Source organism: Micromonospora sp. bgisy143 (assembly GCF_057708145.1).
On record NZ_JBYIRN010000001.1, the window covers coordinates 338,857 to 365,668 of the forward strand.

Below are 26,812 nucleotides of genomic sequence, written 5' to 3' on the forward strand. Positions count from 1 at the left end.
AGCTGGGCGTATCCGATCGCCTGAATACCGCCACATCGCCGATCCGGAGTGGATCACGCGCCCGGGCCGCTTGATCGACTCGATTTCCTGCGAGGCGGGGTGTCCCGCTCGGGCGGATGGCCCGACTTCACGGAAGTGGAGTGGATCAAGGCGTCGCGGGCTTATTGACATGCTGCCAACAGGGCGCGAGGGTGGTGCACATGCCCACCCTGGACGGCTCCCTCTCGCCCTGGCGCGAACCCGAACACGACGACCTCGCCGAGCTGGCCCGCACCTTCTTCACCAAGGAGGTGCTGCCGCACACCGAGCGCCTGTCGACACAGGGGCACCCGGACCGCGAGCACTACCGACGGGCCGGTGAGCTGGGGCTGCTCGGCCTGTCCGTCCCGCAGGAGTACGGCGGCGGGGGCGGCGACTTCACCCACGAGGCCGTGGTGCTGCACGAGCAGGCGTACGCCGGGGAGGGCAGCCTCGGACTCGCCGTACACAGTGGGATCGTCACCGGCTACCTCGTGGCGTACGGCAGCGAGGAGCAGCAGCGACGGTGGCTGCCCGGCCTGTGCAGCGGTGAGCTGGTGGGCGCGATCGCGATGACCGAGCCGGACGGCGGCTCGGACCTTCAGGCGATGCGGACGCGGGCGGTCCGCGACGGCGACGACTACCTGGTCAGCGGCGCGAAGACGTTCATCACCAACGGCGGCCTGGCCGACCTGATCATCGTGGCGGTGAAGACCGACCCGGAGCAGGGGGCGGCCGGCATCTCGATGCTGGTCTGCGAGGTGGGCGGCGACCCCGAGGGGTTCCGGCGCGGCCGACTGCTGTCCAAGATCGGGCTGCACGCCAACGACACCGCCGAACTGTTCTTCGACGAGTTCCGGGTGCCGGTGGCCAACCTGCTCGGCGGCGTCGAGGGGCTGGGCTTCGTCCAGATGATGCAGCAACTCCCGCAGGAACGCCTGGTCATCGGCGTGGGCGCGGTGGCGGCCATGGAGCGGGCGGTCGCGCTGACCGTCGCGTACGCCAAGGAGCGCACCGCCTTTGGCAAACCGCTGATGGGCCACCAGAACACCCGGATGGTGCTCGCCGAGTGCGCCACCCGTACCCGGGTCAGCCGGGTCTTCCTGGACGACTGCATCGCCCGGCACATCCGGGGCGACCTAGACCTGGCCACCGCCGCGATGGCCAAGTCGTGGCTCACCGACGGGCAGTGCGAGGTCGTCGACCGGTGCCTCCAGATCTTCGGCGGCTACGGCTACACGACGGAGTACCCGATCGCCCGGATGTACGCCGACGCCCGGGTGCAGAAGATCTACGGCGGCACCAACGAGATCATGAAGGAGCTGATCGCCCGTGCCCTCTGAGGCGTACGTCTATGACGCGGTCCGCACCCCGCGCGGACGCGGCCGGGACACCGGCGCGCTGCACGGGGTCAAACCGATCTCCCTGGTGGTCGGCCTGATCGACGCGTTGCGCGAACGCAACCCCGGCCTGGACGTCGCCCGGTTGGAGGACCTGCTGCTGGGCATCGTCACGCCGATCGGCGAGCAGGGCGGCGACCTGGCCCGGGCCGCCGCGCTGCTGGCCGGGCTGCCCGACGAGGTGGGCGGGGTGCAGCTCAACCGGTTCTGCGCGTCCGGGTTGGAGGCGGTCAACTCGGCCGCCGCGCGGATCCGCTCCGGGTGGGAGCACCTGCTGCTGGCCGGCGGGGTGGAGTCGATGTCCCGGGTGCCGATGGGCTCCGACGGCGCGGCCTGGGCCACCGACCCGCAGACCGCGCTGGCCACGTCGTTCGTGCCGCAGGGCGTCAGCGCCGACCTGATCGCCACGATCGAGGGCTTCACCCGCGACGACGTGGACGGCTACGCGCTGCGGTCGCAGGAGCGGGCCGCCAAGGCGTGGGCCGGCGGGCACTTCGCCCGCTCGGTGGTGCCCGTCCGGGACGGTAACGGGCTGGACATCCTCACCGTCGACGAGCACCTGCGGCCGGACACCACGCGGGAGGCCCTCGCTCGGCTCACCCCGTCGTTCGCCACGATGGGCGAGGCGGCCGGCTTCGACGCGGTCGCGTTGCAGAAGTTCCACTGGGTGGAGGCCATCGAGCACGTCCACCACGCGGGCAACTCGTCCGGCATCGTGGACGGCGCGGCGCTGGTACTCGTCGGCTCCGAGCAGGTCGGCCGGGACCTCGGCCTCACCCCGCGCGCCCGGATCGTCGGCGCGGCGGTCAGCGGGGCCGACCCCACGCTGATGCTGACCGGCCCGATCCCGGCCACCCGCAAGGCGCTCGCCGTGGCCGGCCTGACCCTCGACGACATCGACCTGTTCGAGATCAACGAGGCGTTCGCGGCGGTGGTCCTCAAGTACGTCCGGGACCTGGGCCTGGACCCGGACCGGGTGAACGTCAACGGCGGCGCGATCGCCCTCGGCCACCCGCTCGGCGCGACCGGGGCGATGCTGCTCGGTACGGCGTTGGACGAGTTGGAACGCCGCGACCTGCGCCGCGCCGTGGTGACCCTGTGCATCGGCGGCGGCATGGGCGTCGCCACCGTGATCGAGCGCTGCTGACCGGGAGGACGACCATGACCGACACCATCCGGTACGAGCGCGCCGCCGACGGCATCGTCACGCTCACCCTGGACGACCCCGACCAGTCCGCCAACACCATGAACCGGGCGTACGCGGCCTCGATGAGCGCGGCGCTCGACCGGTTGGAGGCCGAGCCCGACCTCGTCGGGGTCATCGTGACCAGCGCGAAGTCGACGTTCTTCGCCGGTGGCGACCTGCCCGAGATGATCAAGGCCACGCGCGACGACGCGCCCGCGCTGGCCGAGCTGCTCGGCAGCATCAAGCGAGACCTGCGACGGTTGGAGACGCTGGGCAAGCCGGTCGTCGCGGCGGTCAACGGCTCCGCGCTCGGCGGTGGTCTGGAGATCGCGCTCGCCTGCCACCACCGGATCGCGCTGGACGCGCCCGGCAGCCGGCTCGGGCTGCCCGAGGTGACCCTGGGCCTGCTGCCCGGGGCCGGCGGGGTCACCCGGACGGTACGGATGCTCGGCCTGGCCGCGGCGTTGACCACGGTGCTGCTCACCGGCCGGCGGATGCGCCCGGCCGACGCCCTGGCCGCCGGGATCGTCGACGAGGTGGTCGACACGCCCGCCGAGATGCTGGACCGCGCCCGCGCCTGGATCGCCGCGAACCCGCAGCCGAAACAGCCGTGGGACCGGCCGGACTATCGGATGCCCGGCGGCACCCCGGCCAGTCGCTCCCTCGCCGCGCAACTGCCGGCGTTCCCGGCCACGCTGCGCAAGCAGCTCAAGGGCGCCCGGCTGCCCGCGCCGGAGGCGATCCTGGCGACCGCCGTCGAGGGCGCGCAGGTCGACCTGGACACCGCGCTGACCGTGGAGACCCGCCACCTCATCGGCCTGCTCACCGGGCAGGTCGCCAAGAACATGATCGGGGCGTTCTTCTTCGACCTGAAGGCCGTCAACGGCGGCGCGGCCCGACCGTCCGTGGACGTCCCGCCGGTACGAAGGGTGGCGGTGCTCGGCGCCGGGATGATGGGCGCGGGCATCGCGTACGCCTGCGCCAGCGCGGGCCTGGACGTGGTCGTCCGGGACGTCTCGGCGGAGGCCGCCGGGCGGGCCCGGGAGCACGCCGAACGGCTGCTGGCCCGCCGGGTCCGCAGGGGCCGCGCCACCGAGGCGGACGCTCGTACGGTGCTGGACCGGATCACCACCACCGACCAGGTGGACGCCCTCGCCGGCTGCGACGCCGTCATCGAGGCGGTCTTCGAGGACCCGGCCCTGAAGAAGAAGGTGTTCGCCGAGGTGCTTCCGGTGCTCGCGCCGGACGCGCTGCTCGCCTCCAACACCTCCACGCTGCCGATCACCGGCTTGGCCATGGGGGTGGACCGGCCGGCCGACTTCATCGGCATGCACTTCTTCTCGCCGGTGGACCGGATGCCGCTGCTGGAGATCGTCGTCGGCGAGCAGACCGGGGACGTGGCGTTGGCGCGGGCGTTCGACCTGGGCCGGCGGATCGGCAAGACCCCGATCGTGGTCAACGACGGCCGAGGCTTCTTCACCAGCCGGGTCATCGGCCGGTTTCTCGACGAGGCGGTCGGCATGGTCGCCGAGGGTGTTCCCGCCGCGTCGGTGGAGCAGGCCGCCCTTCAGGCCGGCTACCCGACCGGGCCGCTGGCGCTGGCCGACGAGGTGAGCCTCACCCTGATCCAGCGGATCCGCCGCCAGTTCGAGGCCGCCAGCGCGGAGTACCGGCCGCTGCCGGCGCACCGCCTCGTCGACGAGCTGGTCGACGCGTACGACCGGCCCGGTCGGGCCGGCGGGCGCGGCTTCTACGACTACGAGGGCGGCGAGCGGGGTCGGTTGTGGACCGGCCTGGCCGACCTGACCACCGACGCCGGCCGGGCGGTGCCGTTCACCGACCTTCAGGAGCGGATGCTCTTCGCCGAGGCGCTGGACGCGCTGCGCTGCCTCGACGAGGGGGTGCTGCGCACCGAGACCGACGCCAACATCGGCTCGATCTTCGGCATCGGCTTCCCCGCCTGGACCGGCGGCGTGATCCGCTACGTCCGGCAGTACGCGGGCGGACCGGCCGGCTTCGCGGCGCGGGCCACCGAGTTGGCCGACCGGTACGGCGACCGGTTCGCACCCCCCGGTGACCTGGTCGACCGGCTCGCCGCGCCGGTCGGCGTCGCATGAGCGCGGCGGGTGGGCCGCTGGCCGGGGTACGGGTGGTCGAGCTGGCCAGTCTCGCCCCGGCCCCGTTCGGCTGCATGGTGCTCGCCGACCTCGGCGCGGACGTGGTGCGCGTCGACCGGCCGGGCGGCCCGGGCGCCGGTCGACTGGCCGCGCCGAGTGGTGGGCCGTTGCAGCGCGGCCGGCGGGTCACCGCGCTGGACCTGAAGTCCCCGGCCGGGGTGGCGGACCTGCTGCGCCTGGTCGAGCGGGCGGACGTGCTGGTCGAGGCGTACCGGCCGGGGGTCGCCGAGCGGCTGGGCCTCGGCCCGGACGTCTGCCGGGACCGCAACCCCCGGCTGGTGTACGCGCGGATGACCGGCTGGGGTCAGGACGGTCCGCTGGCCGACCGGGCCGGCCACGACATCGACTACATCGCGCTCGCCGGGGCCCTGGAACCGTTGGGCCGGGCCGGTGAGCGGCCACACGCGCCGTTGAACCTGATCGGTGACTTCGCCGGTGGCGGCATGCTGCTGGCCGTGGGCGTGCTGGCCGCGCTGCTGGAACGGGAGCGCTCCGGCCTCGGGCAGGTCGTCGACGCGGCCATGGTGGACGGTTCGGCGCTGCTCACCTCGTTCCTGCACGGGCTGCTCGGCACCGGCCTGTGGGCGGCCCCGCGCGGGCGGAACCTGCTCGACGGCGGAGCGCCCTTCTACGACACGTACGCCACCGCCGACGGTGGCTTCATGGCCGTCGGCGCGCTGGAACCGGCGTTCTACGGCGAACTGCTGGCGGGGCTCGGCCTCGGCGAGGAGGACCTGCCCCCGCAGTACGACCCGAGCGGCTGGGACGAGCTGCGGCGGCGGTTCACCGAACGGTTCGCCGAGCGGACCCGGGACGAGTGGACGGCGGTCTTCGCCGACCGGGACGCCTGTGTCACCCCGGTGCTCGCCCCGGGCGAGGCGCACCGGCACCCGCACAACGCGGCCCGGCGGACGTTCGTCGAGGTGGACGGCGAGGTGCAGCCGGCTCCGGCGCCGCGCTTCGACCGTACGCCGACGAGCCCACCCGTTCCGGAGCGCGACGTGTCACCGGTCGAGGAGATCCTGACCACCTGGCGGTAGCTCCACAGCCGACCTTCCGGGGCAGCCGTACCGGTGTCGCGTTGATACCGTCGTGCACCGACGGTGGATCACGGACCGGAGGGGACACAGATGGCCAGTGGTATCGATCCGTCCGGGCTGAGTCGTTCGCTCGAGGACGCGATGCGCCTGCTCGGCCAGGCTTCGGGCACGATGTCGGCGCAGTCCGGCGACGCCGACGGGTCCGCGCCCGACGCCGAGCAGATGACCGGGCGGGGCACCGGCGGGGACGGTCTCGTCGAGGCGGAGGTCGCCGCCTTCGGCGCACTGCGGAGCCTGGTGATCGACCCGAGCCTGTCCCGGGCCGGCACGACCGTGATCGCCGAGTACGTGCTGGAGGCGGTGCAGGCGGCGCAGGCCGACGAGCGGGCCCGCCGCGCCGACGTGACGGCCGGGGCGCAGGTCGACAGCACCGCCCTGACCCAGCAGCTCGAACGCGTCTCGTCCGAGGCGTTCCGGGGCTTCCAGCAGATGATCGGTGACCTGGACGCGGCCACCCGCCGGATGGATCGTCGCTGAGCCATGTCGGACGGGATCGAGGTCGACGTCGACGCCCTGCACGCCGCGGCGGCGTCACTCGGGGCGACCGGCCAGCAGCTCGGTGAGGCGGTCAGCGGTCTTGAGTCGACGGTGACCGGGTCGGGCAACCCCTGGGGCTCCGACGAGGCGGGTTCACTCTTCGGCGCCGTGTACGTCGAGGTCCTGACGCACGCGCTGGACGTCTACCGGTCGATGGCCGACCAGTTGACCGAGGCCGCGGAGAACCTGGACCTCAGCGCCGACGCGCACGAGGCGACCGACCTCGCCAACGCGGAACTCTTCACGAGGATGGAGCTGCCCGGTGGGTATGCAGCTTCCGCCTGAGCTTGCCGAGGCGCTCGGCTGGGTCGGCTTCACCTGGCCCACCGCCGACGAGGAGTTGCTGTTCGAGGCGTCCCAGCTCTGGTTCGCGTTCGCCGGCCGGCTGCGCACTGCGGCGGGCGAGGCACAGGCGGGCGCGGCGCAGGTCGGGACGACGAACCGCGGCGACGACATCCGCGCGTTCGAGCAGGCGTGGCAGGCCGAGGAGGGTGCGCCGCGCCGCATCGAGGACGGTGCCCAGGCGGCCGAACTGATCGGCATGGCGTTGCTGGTCATGGCCATCATCACGCTGACGCAGAAGATCATCGTGATCGTCCAGTTGACGATCCTGGTGATCCAGGTGGCGATCGCGTTGGCGGCGGCGGCACCGAGCTTCGGCGCCTCGCTGGCCCAGATCCCCGTCTCCATCGGCCTGGCCCGGATGGCGATCCAGCGGATCATCAAAGAGGTCATCGAGAAGGTCGTCAAGGAGATCATCCCGCAGCTGTTGAAGCGCGCGAAGACGTTGCTGCGCCGCTTCACCCGCAAGGGCGCGAAGCGGGGCGGCCCCGGCCGTCGGGGCATCCCCGGCCCGCACACCACCGAGCGGTATCCCAACACCAAGCCGATGCTCGACAAGTACCGCAACGAGCACCTGCCCGGCGGGCACTTCCCCACCGCCGTACGCCGGCTCAGCCCGGAAGAACTCGAACAGCACCGGGTGTTCTTCGACAGCAACGGTGTGCTGCGCAGCGCGCGCAACGGCGAGCCGTTCGACACGTCGAGCGCCCAGACCGTGTTCAGTGGCAACGGCCAGGCGATCTTCGTGATGGACCGCAACGGCAACCTCTACGCGTCCAACTACCAGCGGGTCGGCGACTTCCACCACTCCACGCTGGGCAACGGCAACCCGGTCGCCGCGGCGGGCGAGCTGGTCGTGAAGGACGGTAGGGTCCAGTACGCGACGGCGCGCAGCGGTCACTACCAGCCCGACGTGAGCCACATGGCCAATCTCGACGCCGAGTTCAAGCGCAACGGCGTGGGTGGGGTTCCGATCCTGGGCTGGGACGGCGGCCGGATCTTCTAGGGGAGTCGACAGGCATGGGTACGGACAGTTGGAAGGGCCACGTCAACGGGATCCTCTACGGGGTCCAGTTCGACCGGGCGCTCGACGACGCGGTGGTGACCCGGGTCGCCGACGGGGTGGCCGCCGGGCTCTATCCGGGCGACCGGGCCGAGACGCGGGACGCGCTCGACCAGGCGCTGCGCTACTCGGGCCCGCTCAACGACCAGGCCGAGACGCCGCACAGCGAGGACGACATCCGCTCGTTCTTCCGCCGGCTGTCAGCGGCGCTGGCATCCGCTCCGTCCCCGTCTTGAGCACCAGCGTCCGACGCTAAGATCGACACGAGATCGGTGATATCGGGCCATCCGACTGGCCTGGATAGCGCGACATCACCGATCTCGTGTGGATCTTGCGGCCGGCGGCACGGCCTCTGACGAAGGAGGTGCCGGTGCCGGACGCCGAGGACCTGGTCGCCGACGCGCTGGCGGCGGTGCGCGGCACCGACGTACGGCAGGCCGAGCGGCAGCTCGACCGGCTGATGGTCGGCACCGGCACGGCGGACGGCGCGACGGCGGTGGACGCCGCCCTGGCACGGCGGCTGGTCCGTGGCCTCGGGCGGCTCTGGCCGCGCGGCTGGCAGCCGGTCGACGTACACCGGATCGCCCTGCGGCGGCTCGACGCCGGCGCGGCCCGGCTGGTTCGCGACGCGCTCGCCGCGCAGCGACGCGAGCAGGCCGAGCCGGTCCCCGCCTGGTGGGACGACCAACTCCGCGCGCTGGCCGCCCTGGGCCACGACGACGGCCGGGGCTCAAGCGCCGCCCCGGGCCGGGATGGCGGCCGGGGCTCAAGCGCCGGTCGGGGCCGGGAAGGCGGCCCGGACCTGCTGGCGGCATGGACCGCCGCGGAGGGGCTGGACCGGGTCGACGCGCTGCGCGTGGCCGTCGACGTCCTCGCGCTGGTGGAGAGCCTGCCGCCGATCGCGGTCTTGCGCCCCCCGCCGGGCTCGACCGGAACGGCGCTTCCCCGCGCCGCCGGTACGGCCCGCAGCGGGTCGCCCATACTGGACCGGGTACGCGCGCTGCTGGCCAAGGCCGAGTCGACCACCTTCCCGGCCGAGGCGGAGGCGTTGACCGCCAAGGCGCAGGAGCTGATCGCCCGGCACAGCATCGACGAGGCGCTGCTGGCCGCCGGTGCCGAGCGGGGCGACCAGCCGAGCGGGGTGCGCCTCGGCGTCGACACCCCGTACCCGGGAGCGAAGGCGCTGCTGGTGCAGGAGGTGGCGGCGGCGAACCGGTGCGAGGCGGTCTGGTCCGACGACCTCGGCTTCACCACCGTCCTCGGGTGGCCGGCGGATCTCGTGGCGGTGGAGTTGCTCTACACGTCGCTGCTGGTGCAGGCGACGGCCGCGATGCTGCGCGGGCGGGCCGAGCGCCGGCCGGGTTCAGGCCGGCGGACGAAGGCGTGGGACGAGTCCTTCCTCAACGCGTTCGCGCTGCGGATCGGTGAGCGCCTGCGGGCGGCCACCGACGCGGCGACCGAGGCGGCGGGCCAGACAGAGGCCGGGGCGGATCGGCTGTTGCCGGTGCTCGCCCAGCGGGGCGAGGCGGTCCAGGAGCGGCTGGAGACGCTGTTCCCCGGCGTCACCCGGCACCGGCTCAGCGTGCGGGACACCGACGGCTGGTCGTCCGGCACCTCGGCCGCCGACCGGGCGTCCCTGGACGTCGGCGGCGGCTCCAAGCCCCGGCAGGTGCCGGGCCGGCCCTGACCCGCCCGGCGTGGGAACGCCACCGCCGGAGGTTTCTGCGATTTTCTTCGGTACACGGTAGGGAACGGGGTGACGGCTCCGACCCTCCGGTGAGCCGCACCCCGTCCGGGGCGCGACCAGGAACCGAGGAGCATCCCCGTGAAGTACATGTTGCTGATCTGGAACCGGCCCGGCTTCACCGAGGAGCTGTCCGAGCGGGACCGGACCGCCCTGTTCGGCGAGGTCGACGAGATCATGAAGGAGCTGACCGAGAGCGGCGAGCTGATCGGCGGTCAGGCGCTGGCCGACCCGTCGCAGACGCAGACGGTCCGGCTCGCCGGCGGTCACCCCGAGATCGTCGACGGGCCGTTCATGGAGAGCAAGGAGCAGTTCGCCGGCTACCTGGCCGTGGACTGCGACAGCCCGCAGCGGGCCGCCGAGATCGCCGCCCGCTGGCCGGACGTGCGCTACGGCGGCGCGATGGAGGTCCGCCCGATCATGGACGAGGCCGGGACGGAGATGTGACCGACGACCGGACGGTCGAGGACCTGCTGCGCGCCCTCGCGCCGCAGGTCCTCGGCCTGCTGGTCCGCCGGCACGGTCAGTTCGACAGGTGCGAGGACGCGGTCCAGGAGGCGCTGCTCGCCGCCGCGACGCAGTGGCCCGACCAGGGCGTGCCGGACAACCCGCGCGCCTGGCTGCTCACGGTGGCGACCCGCCGACTCACCGACGAGTGGCGCAGCGAGAGCGCCCGCCGCCAGCGCGAGGTCACGGTGGCGCTGCGCGAGCCGGGGTACGCCCAGGTGGCTGCCCCGGCCGACGCCGAGCCGGCGGTACCGGACGCGGACGACACCCTGACCCTGCTGTTCCTCTGCTGTCATCCGGCGCTGAACGGGTCGGCGCAGGTGGCGCTGACGCTGCGCGCGGTGGGCGGCCTCAGCACCGCCCAGATCGCCCGGGCGCACCTGCTGCCGGAGGCGACCATGAGCCAGCGCATCCGGCGGGCCAAGCAGCGGATCGAGGCGGCCGGCGCACGGTTCGCCATGCCCGGACCGGCCGAGCGGGAGGAGCGGCTGCGCACGGTGCTGCGGGTGCTCTACCTGATCTTCAACGAGGGGTACACCGCGTCGAGCGGGCCGGCCCTGCACCGGGCCGAGCTGACCACCGAGGCGATCCGGCTGGCCCGCGTCCTGCACGGGCTGTTGCCGGACGACGGCGAGGTGACCGGGCTGCTGGCGCTGATGCTGCTCACCGACGCGCACCGGGCGGCCCGGGTGGGTCCCGACGGGGAGCTGGTGCCGCTGGCCGAGCAGGACCGGTCCCGCTGGGACGCCGCCGCCATCGCGGAGGGGATCGCCCTGATCACCGAGGCGTTGACCTGGTCGCCGCCCGGCCCGTACCAGCTTCAGGCGGCCATCGCCGCCGTGCACGCGGAGGCGACGACGGCGGCGGACACGGACTGGCGGCAGATCGTCGCGCTCTACCGGCTGCTGGGCCGGATCGCGCCGAACCCGCTGGTCACGCTCAACCAGGCGGTCGCGGTGGCCATGGTGGACGGGCCCCGGGCCGGGCTCGCCCTGCTCAGCCCGTTGGACGCCGACGAGCGTACGGCCGGACACCACCGGCTCGCCGCCGTCCGGGCGCACCTGTTGGAGCTGGCCGGCGAGCCGGTGGCGGCGCGGGAGGCGTACCTGGCGGCGGCGCGCGGCACCACGAGCCTGCCCGAGCAGCGGTACCTGGAGCTACGTGCCGCCCGGCTGGCGGCGCGGCACTGAGCGCCGCGCCGCCAGCAGGTTTCACACATCGACCGCCGGGCAGCTCGTTCCGCGCGCGGGCACGACCGCATCGAGCAGGTAGGAGTCGACGATCTGCTGCACGCACCCACTCGTGGAGTAGCTGCCGTGCCCCCATCCCTGGTAGGTGAGCAGCACCCCGTGGCGGCCCAACTGTCGGGCCACGTTACGAGCCCAGTTGTAGCCGCTCGCCGGGTCGTGCACGGTGGCGGCGATCAGCAGCGGCACGTCGGTGCGTACCCGCAGCCGGTGCTGCGGGTTGGCGACCGGCGTCGGCGTGCCCAGGCAGGTGACCAGGGCGAACAGCGCCGGCGGGTAGCGCAGGTCGGGCGCGAGCCGGGCGCTGCGGCGCAGCAGCGCGTCGTACTCCCGGTAATCGCGGACCGACAGGTTCCAGTCCTGGCAGAAAACCGCGAAGGGGTACGGGACCACGGCGTCGTCGGCCAGCGTGGTGACACCCGGCGTCGGGGCGCCCCGCAACTTGTCGATCCACTGGGCGAGCCCCGGCCACCGGTCGGTCTCGTAGAGCTTCTTGTGCGCGAGGCGGCTCAGCTCGAAGGGTGCCAGCGGTGCACCGGCCCGGTCCGGGTCGGTCAGCGTGCCGGCCTCGGCCCGGTCGTGCAGCCCGGCCCAGATCGCCCGCACGTCCTGACCGTGCAGCACACAGTCGGCGGACCGGGCACACCAGTCGAGGAACTCGTCGAACGCGTCCTCGGCGGTGACGGCCTGGGTGTCGAGGAAGGCGCGGGTGCCGAGGCTGTGGTCCACCGCCGCCTCCAACACCATGGCCCGCACCCGGTCCGGGAACAGCTCGGCGTACCGCTCGCCCAGCAGGGTGCCGTACGAGCTGCCGTGGAAGGTGAGCTGCCGTTCCCCGAGTGCGGCGCGAACCGCATCCAGGTCACGGGCGGCGCTCGTGGTGTCCACGTGGTCGTAGAGCGCGCCGGTCCGGGCCCGGCAGTCGGCGCGCAGCAGCGCGTTGTTGGTCAGGGTGGCGTCGAACTGGGCCTGGTCGGCGATCACCTGGGGTTGCCGGCCGAGCAGGTCCCGGGAGCAGCGCACCGGGTTACTGGCACCGGTGCCGCGCGGGTCGAAGCTGACGATGTCGAACCGGCGGCGCAGGTCGGCGCTGAACCGGGACATGCCGTTCACCACCCGGTCGACCCCGCTGTCGCCCGGCCCGCCGGGGCCGAAGAACAGCGTGCCCTGCCGGGCGGTCGGGTCGGTGGCGACCCGGCGGGCCAGCGACAGTTCGAACCGCTCCCCCCGGGGTCGGTTCCAGTCGACCGGCAGCGACAGGCTGCCGCACTCGGCCGGGGCCGGATCGGCCGGCGGTTCCTCCTCGGGCACGTCCTCGGCGCAGGGGTGCCAGTCGATGACGGGTCGGGCGGCGGCCGGGCTCGCCGGTGTCAGGCCGGCGGCCGTGAGGGCGAGGGCCACCGCCCAACCGATTCCGGATTTGCGTACGCGCAGCATGGGGTGCTGTCCTCTCCTCAAAGGAGCGTTACCGGTGAAACTCGCCCAGCGGGCGAGGTGATGCTGCCTCCACCCGGGCCGTCGAGTGGCCGCTCGACGGCCCGGGGCCTCGATCTGCGGGGTCAGTCGACCTCGCGCAGCACGCGTTCGAGCGTGACCATCCGGGTCTCCATCCCGCTCAGCCGGCCGTCCATCGCGGCGAGCAGCTTGGCGTTCTCCGCCTGCGCCTGCGCGGCGGTCTCGGCGAGCTTGCGGTAGTCGTCCGCGCGGTCCGCCTCGTACCGGGCCCGCCGGGTCTTGGCGAGCTGTACGACGGTCACCGTGAACACGCTGATCAGCAGGGCGAACACGCCGAACGCCCCGACCACCTCGGTCCAGTCGTGCTCGCTCATGACCGCGCCTCCGGGTCGGGCGCGGTCAGTGTCTCGACCGCCGCAGCGATGACTTCGGGGGTGAGTGTGAGCACGAACGGCTCCACCTCGTAGTAGTTCATGGCCTTCCCGTCCTCCGACAACTCCATGCGGGCGGTGACCAGCCCGGCCGCCGCCAGCTTCCGTAGGTGGACCTGCAACAGCGCGCGGCTGATGCCCAGTTGCCGGGCCAGCCCGCTGACGTACGCGCGCTCGCGGGCCAACGCGGCGACGACCCGCAGCCGGTGCGGGTTGGCCAGGGTGGCCAGCACCCGGACCAGGTCGTCGCCGGTCGGCGGCGGAGCCGCGCTCATAACCAGCCCTTGCACATGCCAAAAGAAGTTAGCAGGTGCCGCGAGGCTGCGGCGCGGCGCGGAAGCGGAATCAGGGGGATCTCAGGGTCGCGGGAAAAGTCCGGACACGACAGCACGCCGGGCCGGTGATGGTCACCGGCCCGGCGTGCGGATTGCGTCGTACGTCAGCTCTTGAAGGCGTCCTTGATCTTCTCGCCGGCCTGCTTGAGCTTGGCCGTGGACTGGTCGGCGCGACCCTCGGCCTCGAGCTGCTCGTTGTCGGTGGCCCGACCGGCGCCTTCCTTCAGCTTGCCGGCCGCGTCCTCGGTGGCGTTGTTGATCTTGTCGTCGAAACCCATTGCCAACCTCCATCGCAAGCGTCGCTACGAGGTCAGAGGTACCCCCGTCGTCACCGGTCCAACCATGTCGGCCGTCACCTGTCGACGGCGGCCGACCGGAAGCGGCGCAGCCGCAGGCTGTTGGCCACCACGAAGACCGACGAGAACGCCATGGTCGCGCCCGCGATCATCGGGTTGAGCAGCCCGGCGGCGGCCAGCGGCAGGGCCGCCACGTTGTAGCCGAACGCCCAGAACAGGTTGCCCCGGATGATGCCGAGCGTGCGCCGGGACAGCCGGATGGCGTCCACCGCGGCGTCCAGGTCGCCCCGCACGAGGGTCAGGTCGGACGCCTCGATCGCCACGTCGGCGCCGGTGCCCATGGCGAGCCCCAGGTCGGCCTGGGCCAGCGCCGGCGCGTCGTTCACGCCGTCACCGACCATCGCCACCGACCGCCCCTGCGCCTGGAGCCGCTTCACCACGTCGACCTTGCCGGTCGGCAACACCTCAGCGATCACCTCGTCCACGCCCACCTCGGCGGCGACCGCCCGGGCCACCGTGGTGTTGTCGCCGGTCAACAGGACCGGGGTGAGCCCCAGGGCGCGCAGCCGCGCCACGGCCGCCCGGCTTGTCGGCCGGACCACGTCGGCGACCGCGAGCACGCCCCGGGCCCGCCCGTCCCAGCCCGCGACGATCGCCGTACGTCCGGCGGCCTCGGCGTCCCGGACGGCCCACTCGACCTCCGGCGGTACGTCGACAGCGCGGTCGCGCAGCAGCCGGACCCGACCGAGCAGCACCACACGGCCCTCGACCGTGCCGGTCACACCCAGCCCTTCGAGGTTGGCGAAGCCGGTCACCGGGGGCAGGTCGCCCGCCTCGGCGGCGCCCACCGCGACGGCCCGGGCGATCGGGTGCTCGGAGGCCGCCTCCACGGCCCCGGCGAGCCGGAGCAGCTCGGCCCGGTCCTCGCCACTGGCCGGCACGACGTCCACCAGCGTCATCCGGCCGGTCGTCACGGTGCCGGTCTTGTCCAGCACGACGGTGTCCACCCGGCGGGTCGACTCCAGCACCTCCGGCCCCTTGATCAGCACGCCGAGCTGGGCCCCGCGACCGGTGCCGACCAGCAGCGCGGTCGGCGTGGCCAGACCCAGGGCGCACGGGCAGGCGATGATCAGCACGGCCACGGCGGCGGTGAACGCGGCGGTCGGCCCGGCACCCGTGCCGAGCCACCAGCCCAGGGTGCCCACGGCCAGGGCGATGACGATCGGCACGAACACCCCGGAGATCCGGTCGGCCAGCCGCTGCACGGCCGCCTTGCCGCTCTGCGCCTGCTCGACCAGGTCGGCCATCCGGGCCAGTTGGGTGTCCGCGCCGACCCGGGTGGCGGTGACGACCAGCCGGCCGCCCGCGTTGATCGTCGCGCCGACCACGGCGTCGCCCGGGCCGACCTCGACCGGCACCGACTCGCCGGTCAGCATGCTGGCGTCGACGGCGGAGGTGCCCTCGTCGACCACACCGTCGGTGGCGATCTTCTCGCCGGGACGGACCACGAACCGGTCGCCGACGACGAGGCGGTCCACCGGGACCAGGGTTTCCACGCCGGCCCGCAGCACCGTCACCTCCTTGGCGCCGAGTTCGAGCAGGGCACGTAGCGCCGCGCCCGCGGTCCGCTTGGACCGGGCCTCGAAGTAGCGACCGGCCAGGATGAACACGGTCACCCCGGCGGCGGCCTCCAGGTAGATGTTGCCGGCGCCGTCGCTGCGGGTGATGGCGAAGCGGAACGGGTGCGTCATCCCCGGCATGCCGGCGTCACCGAGAAAGAGCGCCCAGAGCGACCAGCCGAACGCGGCGAGCGTGCCGAGCGACACCAGCGTGTCCATGGTGGCCGCGCCGTGCCGCAGGTTGGTCCACGCCGCGCGGTGGAACGGCAGCCCACCCCAGACGACCACCGGAGCGGCCAGGGTCAGCGAGAGCCACTGCCAGTAGTCGAACTGCCAGGGCGGCACCATGGCCAGCACGACCACCGGCACGCTCAGCACCGCCGAGACCCAGAGCCGGGTACGCGGCCCGCGCAGCGGGTCCTGCACCGGCGCCTCGGCGGTCGGCGGGGCCGGCAGGGCAGCCGTGTAGCCGGTCTTCTGGACGGTCTCGATCAGGTCGTCCGGGGTGACCTCGTCGGCGTACCGGACGGTCGCCTTCTCGGTGGCGTAGTTGACGGTGGCGCTCACCCCGTCCATCCGGTTGAGCTTCTTCTCGATCCGCGCGGCGCACGCGGCGCAGGTCATCCCCCCGATCGCCAGTTCGATCCGGTTCGGCGCCTCGGGCAGCGGTCTGCTGGTGGTGGTCATCGTCTGGTCCCGTCAGTCGTGCCCGTGCCCGGGGGTGCCGTGGTCGGCCCCGCCGGTCGGTGTCGGTTCACCCGTCGCGGCCGGATCAGCGCCGGCCACCACCGTGAACTCGGCGGTGTGCACCCGTCCGCCGTGCCGGAAGTCGAGGTAGAGCCGGTAGGTGCCGGCCGAGGGCACCTCGGCGTGGAAGGTGACGGCGGGGCCGGGCGCGGTGCGTCCGTCGCCGGGCGTCCCGTCCGGGTGTACGTGCAGGTACGCCAGATCACCCCGGCGCAGCGCCACCAGGTGCCCGTACGCCCCCAGGTACGGCTCCAGGTCGGTGACCGGCCGCCCGTCGCGGTGCACCGTCAGGGTGAGCGGGGAGGTGCGGCCCGGCTGCGGCGTACCGGCCAGGGTGACCGTGTAGCCGTCGACCGTGGTGCTGGTCGCCGGGGCGGGCAGCGCCCGCTCGGTCAGCTCGCCGGGGACGGCCACGTCCACCCCGAGGGTCAACGGCTCACCCCCGGTCGGGGTGAAGTCGGCGAACGCCCGCCACTGCCCGGCGCCGGCCAGCGGGGTGGGCACCCGCCAGGTGCCGTCCGGGGCGAGTTCCGGGTGGACGTGCCGGAAGCCGGACAGGTCACGACGGGCGACGATCAGGTGCATCCGCTTGTCGTGCGCGACGTCGTACCTGGTCACCGGCCGACCGTCCGGCCCGTCGATCCGGAACGCGAACTCGCCGGCCGGCGCGGTGACCGGCTGGAGCGTGTAGCCCCGGTCGGAGACGAGCAGCCCGCCGGGGACGAGGTCGGCGGCCTCGCCGCGCGGGGTGGGGCCCGAGGTGCGGGTCACGTCGGGCCGGCTCTGCGCGACCGGGTCGGCCGGATCGACCACCCGGCCGACCCCGAACGCCGCGCCGAAGACCGCCGCGAGACCGAGGGCAAAGACCCCCAGCCTGGTCACCGTGGTCATCCCGGGCCCTCCGCTCACGCCTCGACGAGGTCGTAGCCGGCCTCGTCGACCGCGGCCCGGACGGCCCCGGTGTCCACGGGTTGCTCGCTGCTGACGGTGACCTGGCCGGTGGCCAGGTCGACGCGTACGTCGCGCACGCCCTCGATCGCGCCCACCTCGGCGCTGACCGCGCTGACGCAGTGCCCGCAGGTCATGCCCTGAACCTGGTACGTCGTCTCGACCATCGGAAGGCTCCTCTCGTAGTACCGGTACCCGGTGGGGGTATGCCGGCAGGAACGGACGTTACCATACCCCCCAGGGGTACGCTATCCTCGTTGCCATGACCACACCCACCCCGATCCGCGGGTACACCGCCAGCAAGGACCAACTGCTCGCGCGCCTGCGTCGCGTGGAGGGGCAGGTCCGTGGCATCGAGAAGATGGTCGACGAGGACCGCTACTGCATCGACGTGCTCACCCAGATCTCCGCGATCCAGGCCGCGCTCGACAAGGTGGCCCTGGGCCTGCTCGACGGGCACGCCCGGCACTGCATGCACGAGGGGGCGGCCGAGGGCCGGGCCGACGAGATGGCCAGCGAGATGATGGCGGCCGTTGGCCGTCTCATGAAGCGCGGCTGAGCCGTCACTCCCGCTCCGGGGCCAGGGACACCCGGCGCAGCAACTGCGCGTTGAGCGCCACCACGATGGTGGACGCGGACATCAGCACCGCCGCCACCGCCGGACTCAGCGCCACCCCGGCCCCGGCGAGCACCCCGGCCGCCAGGGGCAGCGCCACCACGTTGTAGCCCGCCGCCCAGGCCAGGTTCTGCCGCATCTTGCGGTACGACGCCCGGGAGAGCCGGAGCACCGCCCCGACGCCGCGCGGGTCGGACGACGCCAGCACCACGCCCGCCGACTCGATCGCGACATCGGTACCCGCCCCGATCGCGATGCCGACGTCCGCGCGGGCCAGCGCCGGCGCGTCGTTCACCCCGTCGCCGACCATCGCCACGGTCAACCCACGCCGCTGGAGTTCCGCCACCCGGCTGTCCTTGTCGGCCGGCAGCACCTCGGCGAAGACCTCGTCCACGCCGGCCCGGAAACCGAGCTCGGCGGCGACCGACTCGGCCACCGACCGCGCGTCCCCGGTGACCATGGCGATGGTGCGGACGCCGTCGGCCCGCAGCTCGGCGATGGCCTGCCGGGCCTCCGGGCGCACCGCGTCGGTGAGCGCGAACGCCCCGAGCACCGTGTCCGGCAATCGCAGGAGATACAGCACCACGGCACCCTGTGACGACCAGCGCCCGGTCGCCTCCCGCAGCTCGTCGGGCAGCGGTCCACCCCGCTCGCGCAGCAGGGCCGGCCCGCCCACCGCGTACTCCGTACCGTCGACGGTGGCCCGCACCCCGCGGCCTGGCAGCGAGCGGAAGCCGGCGGCCCCGGCCGGTCCGCCCGGCCCGGCCGCCGCCACGATCGCGCGGGCCAGCGGATGTTCGCTGTCGGACTCCACACCGGCGGCGATCCGCAACGCCTCGTCGCGCCCCACGCCGGGGGCCGTCACCAGGTCGGTGACCGCGTGCTCGCCCCGGGTCAACGTGCCGGTCTTGTCGAACAGCACCGCGTCGACGGTCCGCATGCGCTCCAACGCGAGCCGGTCCTTGACCAGGATCCCGCTGCGCGCCGCCAGCGCCGTGGAGAGCGCGACGACGAGCGGGATGGCCAGACCGAGCGCGTGCGGGCAGGCGATCACCAGGACGGTGACGGTACGCACCACCGCCTCGTCGGGCTCACCGAGCGCGGTCCAGACCAGCAGGGTGAGCACGGCGGTACCGGTGGCCACGTAGAAGAGCGCGGCGGCGAACCGGTCGGCGAGCAGTTGGGCGCGTCCGCCGGAGCGCTGCGCCTGCGCGACCATGCGCTGGATGCCCGCGAGCGCGGTCTGGTCGCCCAGCGCCTCGACACGCACCCGGATCGCCGAATCGGTCGCGACGGTGCCGGCCACCACCCGATCCCCCGTCGACCGGGCGACCGGACGCGACTCGCCGGTGATCATCGATTCGTCCAGCTCCGCGTCGCCGTCGACGATCCGTCCGTCGGCCGGCACCCGGCCCCCGGGCCGGACCAGCACCACGTCGTCGACCCGCAGCCCGTCGAGCGGTACGCGCTCGACCTGCCCGGCCGCCGCCACCCGCTCGGCCTGGTCGGGCAGCAGCGCCGCGAGCGCCGCCAACGCACCCCGGGCCTGCCCGATGGCCCTCATCTCCTGCCAGTGCCCGAGCAGCATGATGGTGACCAGCGCCGCCAGCTCCCACCAGAAGTCCAGGTCGAAGGCGCCCAGGCTGGTCGCCAGCGATGCGGCGTACGCCACGGTGATCGCCATCGCGACCAGCAGCATCATGCCCGGGGCGCGGTCCCGGATCTCACGTACCGCGCCGACCAGGAACGGCCAGCCACCCCAGAGGAACACCACCGAACCGAGCAACGGCCCGACCCAGGAGCGAACGGGCACGTCCAGCCGGAGCCCGAGCCGGTCCACCACCAGGTGGCTCGTCAGCACCACCGGTACGGTGAGCACCAGGCAGACCCAGAACCGACGCCGGAACATGGCCGGGTCGTGCCCCGCGTGCTTGTCGTGCCCGGCGTGTTCGGCCTGTCCGGCGTGCTGTCGGTGGTCGGTGGGCGGCTCGGGCATGACTCCACCATCGCGCTCCGGCCGGGCGGTGTCAGCGGTTCGACTCCGGCGACACTCCGGCACGACCTGCGCCACTCCGGCGCACTGGTTAGCATCGTCCCGCGATGACCCACCGGATCCCGCCGCCGAGACCGGCGACGGCGCCGCCACGGCGCGACGCCGTACCGCACCGACCGGGTCGCCTCGTCACCCTCCGTGATCGCCGCGTCGTCAGGCGGCGAGCCGACGCGCCCGTCACGGCGTTCGTCCGGCGAAGCTGAACCGCTAGGCCCGCCGGCACGTACCCCGCACCGGATCGTTGGGAGTCTCGCATTGGGTTCCGACCACAGCCATTCCGCTCGACCCGCCCCGCCCCGGGTACGACGGATCCTCGTCGCGACGGTGGTGCCGCTCTTCGTGGCCACCGTCGTCGCCGCCGTGGTGCTGTGGCCGCGCGACGGCGCACCGACGAGCGGCGGTGCGACGGACGTGCCGCGCTACCACGGCACGGTGACCCGGGTGGTGACCGAACCGTGCCCGCCCTCGGCCAGCCCCGAGGGCGGGGCGGCCAGCGGGCCGTGCGGCACCGTGGACGTCCGCGTCGACGACGGTCCGAACGCCGGCGGGCAGGTGAGCACGCCCGTCCCCGCCGGGCCGGGAGCGCCGCGCGTCGAGGTGGGCGACGAGGTCGTCCTGGTCGAGCTGTCCGACCCGACCGATCCCGCCACCAGCACCTGGAACATCGCCGAGCACCAGCGCGGGACGCCGCTGGTGTGGCTCGTGGTGGTCTTCGCCGCCGCGATCGTCGCGTTCGGCCGGTGGCGGGGCCTCGCCGCGCTCGCCGGTCTGGCCGCCAGCTTCGCCATCCTGCTCACCTTCGTGTTGCCGGCCATCGGCGCCGGCCGGTCCCCGCTGCTGGTGGCCGTGGTCGGCGCGGCCCTGATCATGTTCGTGGTGCTCTACCTGACGCACGGGGTGACCGCGCAGACCTCCGTCGCGGTTCTCGGCACCCTGGGCAGCCTGGTGCTCACCGGCGTGCTCGCGACCATCGCCACGGCCGCCACCCAGCTCACCGGCTTCGGCAGCGAGGACGCCACCACGCTCTCGATGTTCCAGTCCGATGTGGACCTGCGCGGCCTGCTGCTCGCCGGGATCATCATCGGCTCACTCGGGGTACTCGACGACGTGACCGTCACCCAGGCCGCCACCGTCACCGAGCTGGCCAACGCCAACCCCGGGCTGGGTCGGCGACAGCTCTACCGGGCGGCCACCCGGGTCGGTCGGGCGCACATCGCCTCCACGGTCAACACCATCGTGCTGGCGTACGCGGGCGCGTCACTGCCGCTGCTGCTTCTGCTCACCGCCGACTCGCGTCCCATCGGGCAGATCCTGACCAGCGAGTTCCTGGCCCAGGAGATCGTCCGCAGCGCGGTCGCCACGCTCGGCCTGATCGCCGCCGTACCCCTCACCACCGGGCTGGCCGCGGTGGTGACCGCGGCCGGATCGACGACCCCGACCGACGCGGACGCCCCGGCGCCGCGCCCCCGCGCGGACCGCGCGGAGGCGCTGGCCGCTCTCAGTTCCCCGCCTGCGGGTCGGGCCGACGGGCCCGATCCGCAGCGGGAGGCAAACCCATCCACCGCCACCACTGGGTGGCCAGAGCCGAACAGGAGCACGGATACGGCATGGTGACACTCCTCAGCGTGACCGGATCGGGCACCCGCCCTGAGAACCGCGTCACTGGTCACTCAACGCCATGGCGAAATGACGCTTTTAGTCGGCATCAGGACGTAGCTCAGGCGGTGGACTCTCGGGTAACCTCGCTGCCGGTCACCGACGAAGGCGCGCAGCGGCGCCTGCGGTGCCACCGCCCAATCGCCAACCGGCGAGCCGGGGACCCAGGTACGTGGGGTGAATCCGCGACAGCGGTAGGGGCCACTTCCGCCCCGAACCCGTCAGCTAACCCGGTCGGCGGTCGACGGAAGGGAAGATTGTGACGGCACCCCTACGCCGCTGGTTGACGCCCGTGGTGGCCGTGCTCGCTGCGCTGACCGTGTTCGCCGGGCCCCTCCCGGCCCACGCCGCCCCGACGACCCCCACGCCGTCCGGGCACGAGGAGGCCGACGAGCCCAAGCTGATCACCGACGTGATCGAGCAGACCAACCGGGACTACGTGGCGGCCAAGTCCAAGTTGGACAAGTCGAAGAAGCGGCAGCTCGAACTGGCGGTGGAGGTCGAGCGGGCCAAGGCCGACCTGGCCGCGCTGGAGCCGCAGGTCGCGCAGATCGCCGCCCAGTCGTACCGGACCGGTCGGATCGGCGCGATGGCCATGCTGCTGGAGAGCGACGCCCCGGACTCGTTCGTCCAGCGGGCGGCGGCGCTCGACGAGATGAACATGGTCAACGGGAAGAAGCTCGCCGAGGTCAACGCGGTGAAGGCCCGCGCCGAGCAGGCCAAGCTGGCGCTCGACGCCGAGGTACGCGAGCAGCAGAAGCAGACCGCGCTGATGGCGAAGGACAAGCGCGACGCGGAGAAGTCACTCGCGCTGGTCGGCGGTCAGGGTTTCACCGGCGGCCTGGTGGACGCCACCTCGCCGGTCGCCCGGATCGGCCCGGGGCGCACCGCCGACGGCGACTGGAAGCCCCAGTCGTGCAGCGAGGACGACCCGACCACCTCCGGCTGCGTCACGCCGCGCACGCTGCACGCGTACAAGGAGGTCAAGCGGGCCGGCTTCAACCGGTTCGTGGGCTGCCACCGCAACGGTGGACCGTACGAGCACCCGAAGGGCCGCGCCTGTGACTGGTCGCTGCAGAAGAGCGGCTTCAGCCCGTGGCACAACAACGACACCCGGATGTACGGCAACAACGTCGCCGCGTTCCTCATCCGCAACGCCGACCGGCTCGGTATCTACTACGTGATCTGGAACCGGCAGATCTGGTTCCCGGCGACCGGCTGGAAGTCGTACAGCGGGCCGTCCAACCACACCGACCACGTACACATGTCGTTGCTCTGATCGACGCCCGCAGAGCGAGGGCCGTCCCGCGTCCGGCGGGGCGGCCCTCGACGCGTCAGGCGGCGGTGGTCGCCGCCGGGTCGTCCGAGGCGTCGCCGGCCGGTACCGGAGTCACCGGTCGCACCACTCCGGCGGCGAGCCGGTACGACATCCCCACCACCGCGCACCGCTCCTGCGCCACCGCGTCGGCCAACACGGGCGACTGCGCGAGCAGCGTCTCGACGGTCTGCGCGATGTGGATGTCGACGATCCCGTCGATGTCGTCCACGCCCTCGGCCGTGGCTCGCCGCAGGCTGGGCAGCACCGCGTCGACGACCGCCGGGAGGTGCCCCGGGGGCGCGATGCCGGTGGCCGCCGCCTCGCGGGCCGCCTGCACGGCGCCGCAGGAGTCGTGCCCGAGCACCACCACCAGCGGCGTACCGAGGACGGCCACCGCGTACTCCACGCTGCCCAGCACCTCCGACCCGGTGGTGTGCCCGGCCGTACGGACGACGAAGAGGTCACCCAGCCCTCGGTCGAAAATGATCTCGGCGGCCAGGCGGGAGTCGGAGCAGCCGACGATCACCGCGAAGGGGTGCTGCCCGTCCGCCACGGCGGCCCGGTGGCCGGCGTCCTGGTTGGGGTGGTGCGGCGCTCCGGCCACGAAGCGACGGTTGCCGGCGACCAGCTCGGCGTACGCTCGGGCCGGCTCGGTCGACGCTCGATCGACGGTCCGCTGCATGCCCGGCTGTCCGCCAGGCGTACCGGAACGGCTCATCCCCGCACCTCGTCTCCACGCGTTTGACCTGCTCAAAGGCCTCTTCAGCCGGGCCGGCGGCGGGCGCAGGCTCGCGCTCAACGGTCACACGCACCGCAAGATGCGTCAAGATATGCGTGATTTAGATTTCATACGTTGACCCCGAGAGGCGACCCCACGATGGCGAGCACGGCGGCCGGCGACGGCCGGAACTGGACATTCCTCACCAACCATGGGCATGTGCTCCTCGCCATCGCCCGCGATCCGACCGCCCGGCTCCGCGACGTGGCGGCGGAGGTGGGCGTCACCGAACGGGCCGCCCAGGCCATCGTCGCCGACCTGGAGGCCGGCGGTTACCTGCACCGCACCCGGGTCGGGCGGCGTAACGAATACACCCTCAACCCCGCCGGCCGATTCCGGCACCCCGCCGAGGCCGAGGTGCAGGTCGGCGACCTGCTCGCCCTGTTCACCGCACCCGCCGCCGACGACGCTTCCTGATCGGCCTGCGCCGCGCTCCCTGACCGGCGGCGGGCCACCGCCGCAACCCGATCCGGGCCGACGCCGCAGCCCGACCCGGACCGACGCCGCAGCCCGACCCGGGCCGACGCCGCAGCCCGACCCGGACCAGCGTCGCCGGGCCGTTGCCCGACGCGGCGCAGCGGTAATCTCTGCGGGTGCGCGAATGCCTGCCGCCGAGCGCGACCGAGCCGCCCCGCCGTGCCGTCCGCGCCGTACTCAGTGGAACGCTCGCGGCCCTGCTCGGGGCCGCCCTGGTGGTGACGCCCGGCGGGCCGGCCGCAGCGGCGGCGCCCGTCTGCGGCCCGGCCGGTGAGGACGGCCTGGTGGAGATGCCGTGGGCGCTGCGCCGGGTGGACCCGGCCTCGGCCTGGCCGATCTCCCGAGGGGCCGGGGTGACGGTGGCGGTCATCGACTCCGGGGTCTCGGCCATCCACCCCACCCTGAAGAGCCGGGTGCTCCCCGGGCGCGACTTCAACAACCTGCCCGCCAACCAGGGCCAGTGCGACCTGGCGGGTCACGGCACGATGGTCGCCGGCATCATCGCCGGCCAGGACGGCACCGGAGCACCGTTCAGCGGTGTCGCCCCGGGTGCCCGGATCCTGCCGATCCGGGTGCTGCCCGACGCCAAGGGCACCAACGACGAGGCGCTGCCCGGGCAGATCGCGGCCGCCATCGACTGGGCCGTCGACAACGGCGCCGACGTGATCAACCTGTCCCTGGTGACCCTGCCCCGACCCGAACTGGCCCGGGCCGTCGAACGCGCCCTCGCCAAGAAGGTGATCCTGGTCGCCGCCGCCGGCAACCGGCAGGAGACACAGGAGGACAAGCCGGCGTACCCGGCCGCCTACCCGGGCGTCATCGCCGTCGCCGGCGTGGACGAGCAGGGCGGGCACGTCGGCACCTCGGTCAGTGGCAGCTATGTCGACGTCGCCGCGCCGGGCCTGAACATCGTCGGCCCCGCGCCCGGTGGATCCGGCTACCGCGCCGAACCGACCGGTGGCACCAGCTTCGCCGCCGCGTACGTCTCGGGGGTGGCGGCGCTGGTCCGGGCCGCCTACCCGGACCTCACTCCGGAGCAGGTCGCCGACCGGCTGGAGCGTACGGCGGACAACCCGCCGCAGGGACGCAACGCCGAGGTCGGCTACGGGGTGGTCAACCCGTACCGGGCGGTGTCGAGTCTGTTGGGCACCCGCACCAACCCGCCGATCGGCGCGCTCGCCGCACCCGCTCCCGAAGCCGATCCGCTGAGCTGGCAGCGCACCGCGGCGATCTGGGCGGCCGTGGTCGGCACCCTGCTCACCGTACTGCTGCTGATCACCAGGCCGATCGTGGCGCGGGGCCGCCGACGCGGCTGGCGTACCGACCACCGCACCGACGAACCGGTCACCGGCTGAGCCCGGTCATCGCGCGCACGGCGCTGGCGCGGTCGCGCACCAGCGCCGCGCCGCGGCGCTCAACGCAGGATGCCGGAGGTACCGCCGCCGTCCGCGCCCCACACGTCCTCGTCCTCTTCCAGCCAGGTGTTGCGAGCGGATTCCTCCTCGCCGTAGCCGGCGCCGCCACCCGTGCCGGCCACACCACCGGCGCCGCGCGCACCCGCGCCACGCCCACCGGCGCCCGCCGCGCCACGACCGGCACCGCCCCGGCCGGCACCGCCGCCACCGGCGACGCCGCCCATACCGGGTGCCATACCACCGGCCAGCTTGCCGCCCGCGCCGAGTCGACCACCGGCGCCCCGGCCGCCACCGCGACCGGCGCCCGCCGCACCGCCACCCATCATCGGGCCCATGCCCGGGGAGACCGCCCGACCGAGCGCCCCGCCACCCGCGAGAGCGCCGACGCCTCCCCCGGCGCTGCCCAGACCGCCACCGCCGCCGAGGCCGGGGGAAGAACCCAGGCCACCGGAGCCGAGGCCGCCGCCCAGACCGGAGCCGAGCCCGGGAGCGCCGCCACCGCCCGCGCCCGCGAGGCCGCTGCTGTACCCGTCGTCCACGCCGGGCACGCCCCCGGTGCCCGGGTAGTCGCCCGTGCCCGGGGTGTCGTACCCGCCGGAGAGGTCGGGGTGGGTGCCGGACCCGCTGGGCAGGTTGCCGGTACCCGGCATGTCGCCGGTGCCGATCGAGGGTGTGGCACCCAGGCCACCACCGCCGCCACCACCGCCACCGAGCTTCGGCACGCCGCCACCACCGCCACCGCCGCCGCCCCCGTTGTCCAGGTTGGGAATCTCGGGCTTCGTGGTCTGCCGGTCAAACGGGTTGGCCTCACCCGGAGTGCCGGGTGCGATGGCCTGGTAGTCGCCGCTCACCTGCTGGTAGACGCGGGCCGCGTCCTCCGACTGGTCGTTGATCCAGTCGGCGATGGCCGTCACGGGGTCGAACCAACCCAGGAAGTCCGGCGAAACCTTGGCCTCGAAGAAACCGACCCCGAGGGTCAGCTTGGCGTTGCGCGCCTCCAGGACGTCGTTGACGCAGGTCGCCGGGATCGGGAAGTCCCGCTGGGCGGCGGTGAGCTTGTCGGCAGCCGACTTCAGCGACTGGACGATGCCGGTGCCCTTCTCGGCGTCCGCCACGATCTGCCCGGTGTCCTTGGAGATCTGCTCGATGTGACCCTTGAAGGCCTCGTACGCCGGGCCCTTCCAGGTGGTGCCCAGGTCCTTGATGTTGGTGTCGAGGCTCTGCTTGACGTTGTTGAGATTCTTGATGAGCTGTTCCCAGCCGAGCGCGGCGCTCTCCACGTCGCCCGGTCGGCCGTCGATGACGACCTTCTGGCACATCTCTTCCCAGCTCAGGCCCATCTGCCGT

Annotated in this window: 26 protein-coding genes and 1 riboswitch; of the genes, 16 read left to right on the forward strand and 10 right to left on the reverse strand. The window is 73.4% G+C overall.

Features of this window, described 5'->3' with window-relative positions; all coding sequences use genetic code 11:
- The first annotated feature begins 200 nt into the window (after positions 1–200).
- The 11 genes from AC3EN4_RS01605 to AC3EN4_RS01655 all read left to right on the forward strand — a co-directional run bounded on the left by AC3EN4_RS01605 (position 201) and on the right by AC3EN4_RS01655 (position 11,264).
- Positions 201–1,361: an acyl-CoA dehydrogenase family protein gene (locus AC3EN4_RS01605; protein ID WP_435204182.1), complete on the forward strand. Its 1,161-nt coding sequence runs from the start codon at positions 201–203 to the stop codon at positions 1,359–1,361.
- Positions 1,351–2,565, forward strand: a complete 1,215-nt coding sequence (locus tag AC3EN4_RS01610; protein WP_435204183.1) for an acetyl-CoA C-acetyltransferase — start codon at positions 1,351–1,353, stop codon at positions 2,563–2,565. Before AC3EN4_RS01605 ends, AC3EN4_RS01610 begins: the two co-directional genes overlap by 11 nt.
- Before the next feature lie 14 nt (positions 2,566–2,579).
- Positions 2,580–4,721: a 3-hydroxyacyl-CoA dehydrogenase NAD-binding domain-containing protein gene (locus tag AC3EN4_RS01615; RefSeq protein WP_435204184.1), complete on the forward strand. Its 2,142-nt coding sequence runs from the start codon at positions 2,580–2,582 to the stop codon at positions 4,719–4,721.
- Positions 4,718–5,821 carry a CaiB/BaiF CoA transferase family protein gene (locus AC3EN4_RS01620; protein WP_435204185.1) on the forward strand — a complete coding sequence of 368 codons (1,104 nt, stop codon included), beginning with the start codon at positions 4,718–4,720 and terminating at the stop codon, positions 5,819–5,821. The genes AC3EN4_RS01615 and AC3EN4_RS01620 overlap by 4 nt, the downstream gene beginning before the upstream one ends.
- A gap of 90 nt (positions 5,822–5,911) precedes the next feature.
- A complete protein-coding gene (locus AC3EN4_RS01625) occupies positions 5,912–6,358 on the forward strand; it encodes a YbaB/EbfC family nucleoid-associated protein (RefSeq protein ID WP_435204186.1) in 447 nt (148 codons plus the stop codon).
- 3 nt (positions 6,359–6,361) lie between these two features.
- Positions 6,362–6,703, forward strand: a complete 342-nt coding sequence (locus tag AC3EN4_RS01630) for a WXG100 family type VII secretion target (RefSeq protein WP_435204187.1) — start codon at positions 6,362–6,364, stop codon at positions 6,701–6,703.
- Positions 6,687–7,766, forward strand: coding sequence for a WXG100-like domain-containing protein (locus AC3EN4_RS01635; protein ID WP_488179801.1), 1,080 nt, complete (start codon positions 6,687–6,689; stop codon positions 7,764–7,766). The genes AC3EN4_RS01630 and AC3EN4_RS01635 overlap by 17 nt, the downstream gene beginning before the upstream one ends.
- A 14-nt stretch (positions 7,767–7,780) precedes the next feature.
- The gene (locus tag AC3EN4_RS01640; RefSeq protein ID WP_422738019.1) at positions 7,781–8,059 is read left to right on the forward strand and encodes a hypothetical protein; all 279 of its coding nucleotides are present in this window, start codon (positions 7,781–7,783) and stop codon (positions 8,057–8,059) included.
- Positions 8,060–8,193: 134 nt separating this feature from the next.
- Positions 8,194–9,510, forward strand: a complete 1,317-nt coding sequence (locus AC3EN4_RS01645; RefSeq protein WP_435204189.1) for a DUF2786 domain-containing protein — start codon at positions 8,194–8,196, stop codon at positions 9,508–9,510.
- Between the two features lie 147 nt (positions 9,511–9,657).
- Positions 9,658–10,014 carry a YciI family protein gene (locus AC3EN4_RS01650; RefSeq protein WP_422740561.1) on the forward strand — a complete coding sequence of 119 codons (357 nt, stop codon included), beginning with the start codon at positions 9,658–9,660 and terminating at the stop codon, positions 10,012–10,014.
- A complete protein-coding gene (locus AC3EN4_RS01655; RefSeq protein ID WP_435204190.1) occupies positions 10,011–11,264 on the forward strand; it encodes an RNA polymerase sigma factor in 1,254 nt (417 codons plus the stop codon). Before AC3EN4_RS01650 ends, AC3EN4_RS01655 begins: the two co-directional genes overlap by 4 nt.
- A 21-nt stretch (positions 11,265–11,285) precedes the next feature.
- On the opposite strand, the gene AC3EN4_RS01660 is transcribed toward AC3EN4_RS01655, so the two are convergent.
- From AC3EN4_RS01660 to AC3EN4_RS01690, 7 genes are all read right to left on the reverse strand, one after another.
- Positions 11,286–12,758, reverse strand: a complete 1,473-nt coding sequence (locus AC3EN4_RS01660; protein ID WP_435204191.1) for an alpha/beta hydrolase — start codon at positions 12,756–12,758, stop codon at positions 11,286–11,288.
- Between the two features lie 122 nt (positions 12,759–12,880).
- A complete protein-coding gene (locus AC3EN4_RS01665; protein ID WP_435204192.1) occupies positions 12,881–13,150 on the reverse strand; it encodes a hypothetical protein in 270 nt (89 codons plus the stop codon).
- On the reverse strand, positions 13,147–13,482 hold the full coding sequence (locus AC3EN4_RS01670) for an ArsR/SmtB family transcription factor (RefSeq protein WP_435204193.1): 336 nt from the start codon (positions 13,480–13,482) through the stop codon (positions 13,147–13,149). Before AC3EN4_RS01670 ends, AC3EN4_RS01665 begins: the two co-directional genes overlap by 4 nt.
- Positions 13,483–13,646: 164 nt before the next feature.
- Positions 13,647–13,820 (reverse strand): CsbD family protein, encoded by a 174-nt coding sequence (locus AC3EN4_RS01675; RefSeq protein ID WP_088986618.1) that lies wholly within the window; start codon positions 13,818–13,820, stop codon positions 13,647–13,649.
- Between the two features lie 74 nt (positions 13,821–13,894).
- Complete coding sequence (locus tag AC3EN4_RS01680; RefSeq protein ID WP_435204194.1) at positions 13,895–16,144, reverse strand: heavy metal translocating P-type ATPase; 2,250 nt, start codon at positions 16,142–16,144, stop codon at positions 13,895–13,897.
- A 12-nt stretch (positions 16,145–16,156) separates the two neighbouring features.
- The gene (locus AC3EN4_RS01685; RefSeq protein ID WP_435204195.1) at positions 16,157–17,095 is read right to left on the reverse strand and encodes a hypothetical protein; all 939 of its coding nucleotides are present in this window, start codon (positions 17,093–17,095) and stop codon (positions 16,157–16,159) included.
- A 14-nt stretch (positions 17,096–17,109) separates the two neighbouring features.
- Positions 17,110–17,319: a heavy-metal-associated domain-containing protein gene (locus AC3EN4_RS01690; RefSeq protein WP_422738011.1), complete on the reverse strand. Its 210-nt coding sequence runs from the start codon at positions 17,317–17,319 to the stop codon at positions 17,110–17,112.
- A gap of 95 nt (positions 17,320–17,414) precedes the next feature.
- On the opposite strand from AC3EN4_RS01690, the gene AC3EN4_RS01695 reads away from it, so the two are divergent.
- The gene (locus AC3EN4_RS01695; RefSeq protein ID WP_334628460.1) at positions 17,415–17,711 is read left to right on the forward strand and encodes a metal-sensitive transcriptional regulator; all 297 of its coding nucleotides are present in this window, start codon (positions 17,415–17,417) and stop codon (positions 17,709–17,711) included.
- A gap of 4 nt (positions 17,712–17,715) precedes the next feature.
- Here the strand turns inward: AC3EN4_RS01695 and AC3EN4_RS01700 are convergent, their stop codons facing one another.
- The gene (locus tag AC3EN4_RS01700; RefSeq protein ID WP_435204196.1) at positions 17,716–19,764 is read right to left on the reverse strand and encodes a copper-translocating P-type ATPase; all 2,049 of its coding nucleotides are present in this window, start codon (positions 19,762–19,764) and stop codon (positions 17,716–17,718) included.
- Positions 19,765–20,076: 312 nt separating this feature from the next.
- Here AC3EN4_RS01700 and AC3EN4_RS01705 point away from each other — a divergent pair, with 312 nt between their 5' ends.
- Both AC3EN4_RS01705 and AC3EN4_RS01710 read left to right on the forward strand, forming a co-directional pair.
- Entirely contained in the window at positions 20,077–21,435 is a 1,359-nt protein-coding gene (locus tag AC3EN4_RS01705; RefSeq protein WP_435204197.1) for a YibE/F family protein, read from the forward strand.
- A gap of 166 nt (positions 21,436–21,601) precedes the next feature.
- A riboswitch (cyclic di-AMP (ydaO/yuaA leader) is annotated at positions 21,602–21,732 on the forward strand.
- A 4-nt stretch (positions 21,733–21,736) separates the two neighbouring features.
- Positions 21,737–22,756, forward strand: coding sequence for a coiled-coil domain-containing protein (locus tag AC3EN4_RS01710; RefSeq protein WP_435204198.1), 1,020 nt, complete (start codon positions 21,737–21,739; stop codon positions 22,754–22,756).
- Between the two features lie 55 nt (positions 22,757–22,811).
- Here AC3EN4_RS01710 and AC3EN4_RS01715 read toward each other — a convergent pair whose 3' ends face one another.
- On the reverse strand, positions 22,812–23,513 hold the full coding sequence (locus AC3EN4_RS01715; RefSeq protein ID WP_435204199.1) for a carbonic anhydrase: 702 nt from the start codon (positions 23,511–23,513) through the stop codon (positions 22,812–22,814).
- Between the two features lie 159 nt (positions 23,514–23,672).
- Between AC3EN4_RS01715 and AC3EN4_RS01720 the strand changes: the two genes are divergently transcribed.
- Both AC3EN4_RS01720 and mycP read left to right on the forward strand, forming a co-directional pair.
- Complete coding sequence (locus AC3EN4_RS01720; protein ID WP_435204385.1) at positions 23,673–23,990, forward strand: helix-turn-helix transcriptional regulator; 318 nt, start codon at positions 23,673–23,675, stop codon at positions 23,988–23,990.
- A gap of 176 nt (positions 23,991–24,166) precedes the next feature.
- A complete protein-coding gene (gene mycP / locus AC3EN4_RS01725; RefSeq protein ID WP_435204200.1) occupies positions 24,167–25,405 on the forward strand; it encodes a type VII secretion-associated serine protease mycosin in 1,239 nt (412 codons plus the stop codon).
- A 59-nt stretch (positions 25,406–25,464) separates the two neighbouring features.
- On the opposite strand, the gene AC3EN4_RS01730 is transcribed toward mycP, so the two are convergent.
- Positions 25,465–26,805 (reverse strand): WXG100 family type VII secretion target, encoded by a 1,341-nt coding sequence (locus AC3EN4_RS01730; protein ID WP_435204201.1) that lies wholly within the window; start codon positions 26,803–26,805, stop codon positions 25,465–25,467.
- Positions 26,806–26,812 lie beyond the last annotated feature (7 nt).

What these genes read in the sequence shown, in the direction of transcription:
- AC3EN4_RS01675 (WP_088986618.1), bottom strand. Translation starts at nt 13,820, where the DNA reads ATGGGTTTCGACGACAAGATCAACAACGCCACCGAGGACGCGGCCGGC.
- AC3EN4_RS01650 (WP_422740561.1), top strand. Translation starts at nt 9,658, where the DNA reads ATGTTGCTGATCTGGAACCGGCCCGGCTTCACCGAGGAGCTGTCCGAG.
- AC3EN4_RS01670 (WP_435204193.1), bottom strand. Translation starts at nt 13,482, where the DNA reads ATGAGCGCGGCTCCGCCGCCGACCGGCGACGACCTGGTCCGGGTGCTG.
- AC3EN4_RS01730 (WP_435204201.1), bottom strand. Translation starts at nt 26,805, where the DNA reads ATGGGCCTGAGCTGGGAAGAGATGTGCCAGAAGGTCGTCATCGACGGC.
- AC3EN4_RS01630 (WP_435204187.1), top strand. Translation starts at nt 6,362, where the DNA reads ATGTCGGACGGGATCGAGGTCGACGTCGACGCCCTGCACGCCGCGGCG.
- AC3EN4_RS01720 (WP_435204385.1), top strand. Translation starts at nt 23,673, where the DNA reads ATGGCGAGCACGGCGGCCGGCGACGGCCGGAACTGGACATTCCTCACC.
- AC3EN4_RS01685 (WP_435204195.1), bottom strand. Translation starts at nt 17,095, where the DNA reads ATGACCACGGTGACCAGGCTGGGGGTCTTTGCCCTCGGTCTCGCGGCG.
- AC3EN4_RS01695 (WP_334628460.1), top strand. Translation starts at nt 17,415, where the DNA reads ATGACCACACCCACCCCGATCCGCGGGTACACCGCCAGCAAGGACCAA.
- AC3EN4_RS01690 (WP_422738011.1), bottom strand. Translation starts at nt 17,319, where the DNA reads ATGGTCGAGACGACGTACCAGGTTCAGGGCATGACCTGCGGGCACTGC.
- AC3EN4_RS01615 (WP_435204184.1), top strand. Translation starts at nt 2,580, where the DNA reads ATGACCGACACCATCCGGTACGAGCGCGCCGCCGACGGCATCGTCACG.
- AC3EN4_RS01635 (WP_488179801.1), top strand. Translation starts at nt 6,687, where the DNA reads ATGCAGCTTCCGCCTGAGCTTGCCGAGGCGCTCGGCTGGGTCGGCTTC.
- AC3EN4_RS01620 (WP_435204185.1), top strand. Translation starts at nt 4,718, where the DNA reads ATGAGCGCGGCGGGTGGGCCGCTGGCCGGGGTACGGGTGGTCGAGCTG.
- AC3EN4_RS01640 (WP_422738019.1), top strand. Translation starts at nt 7,781, where the DNA reads ATGGGTACGGACAGTTGGAAGGGCCACGTCAACGGGATCCTCTACGGG.
- AC3EN4_RS01700 (WP_435204196.1), bottom strand. Translation starts at nt 19,764, where the DNA reads ATGCCCGAGCCGCCCACCGACCACCGACAGCACGCCGGACAGGCCGAA.
- AC3EN4_RS01605 (WP_435204182.1), top strand. Translation starts at nt 201, where the DNA reads ATGCCCACCCTGGACGGCTCCCTCTCGCCCTGGCGCGAACCCGAACAC.
- AC3EN4_RS01680 (WP_435204194.1), bottom strand. Translation starts at nt 16,144, where the DNA reads ATGACCACCACCAGCAGACCGCTGCCCGAGGCGCCGAACCGGATCGAA.
- AC3EN4_RS01660 (WP_435204191.1), bottom strand. Translation starts at nt 12,758, where the DNA reads ATGCTGCGCGTACGCAAATCCGGAATCGGTTGGGCGGTGGCCCTCGCC.
- AC3EN4_RS01715 (WP_435204199.1), bottom strand. Translation starts at nt 23,513, where the DNA reads ATGAGCCGTTCCGGTACGCCTGGCGGACAGCCGGGCATGCAGCGGACC.
- AC3EN4_RS01625 (WP_435204186.1), top strand. Translation starts at nt 5,912, where the DNA reads ATGGCCAGTGGTATCGATCCGTCCGGGCTGAGTCGTTCGCTCGAGGAC.
- AC3EN4_RS01665 (WP_435204192.1), bottom strand. Translation starts at nt 13,150, where the DNA reads ATGAGCGAGCACGACTGGACCGAGGTGGTCGGGGCGTTCGGCGTGTTC.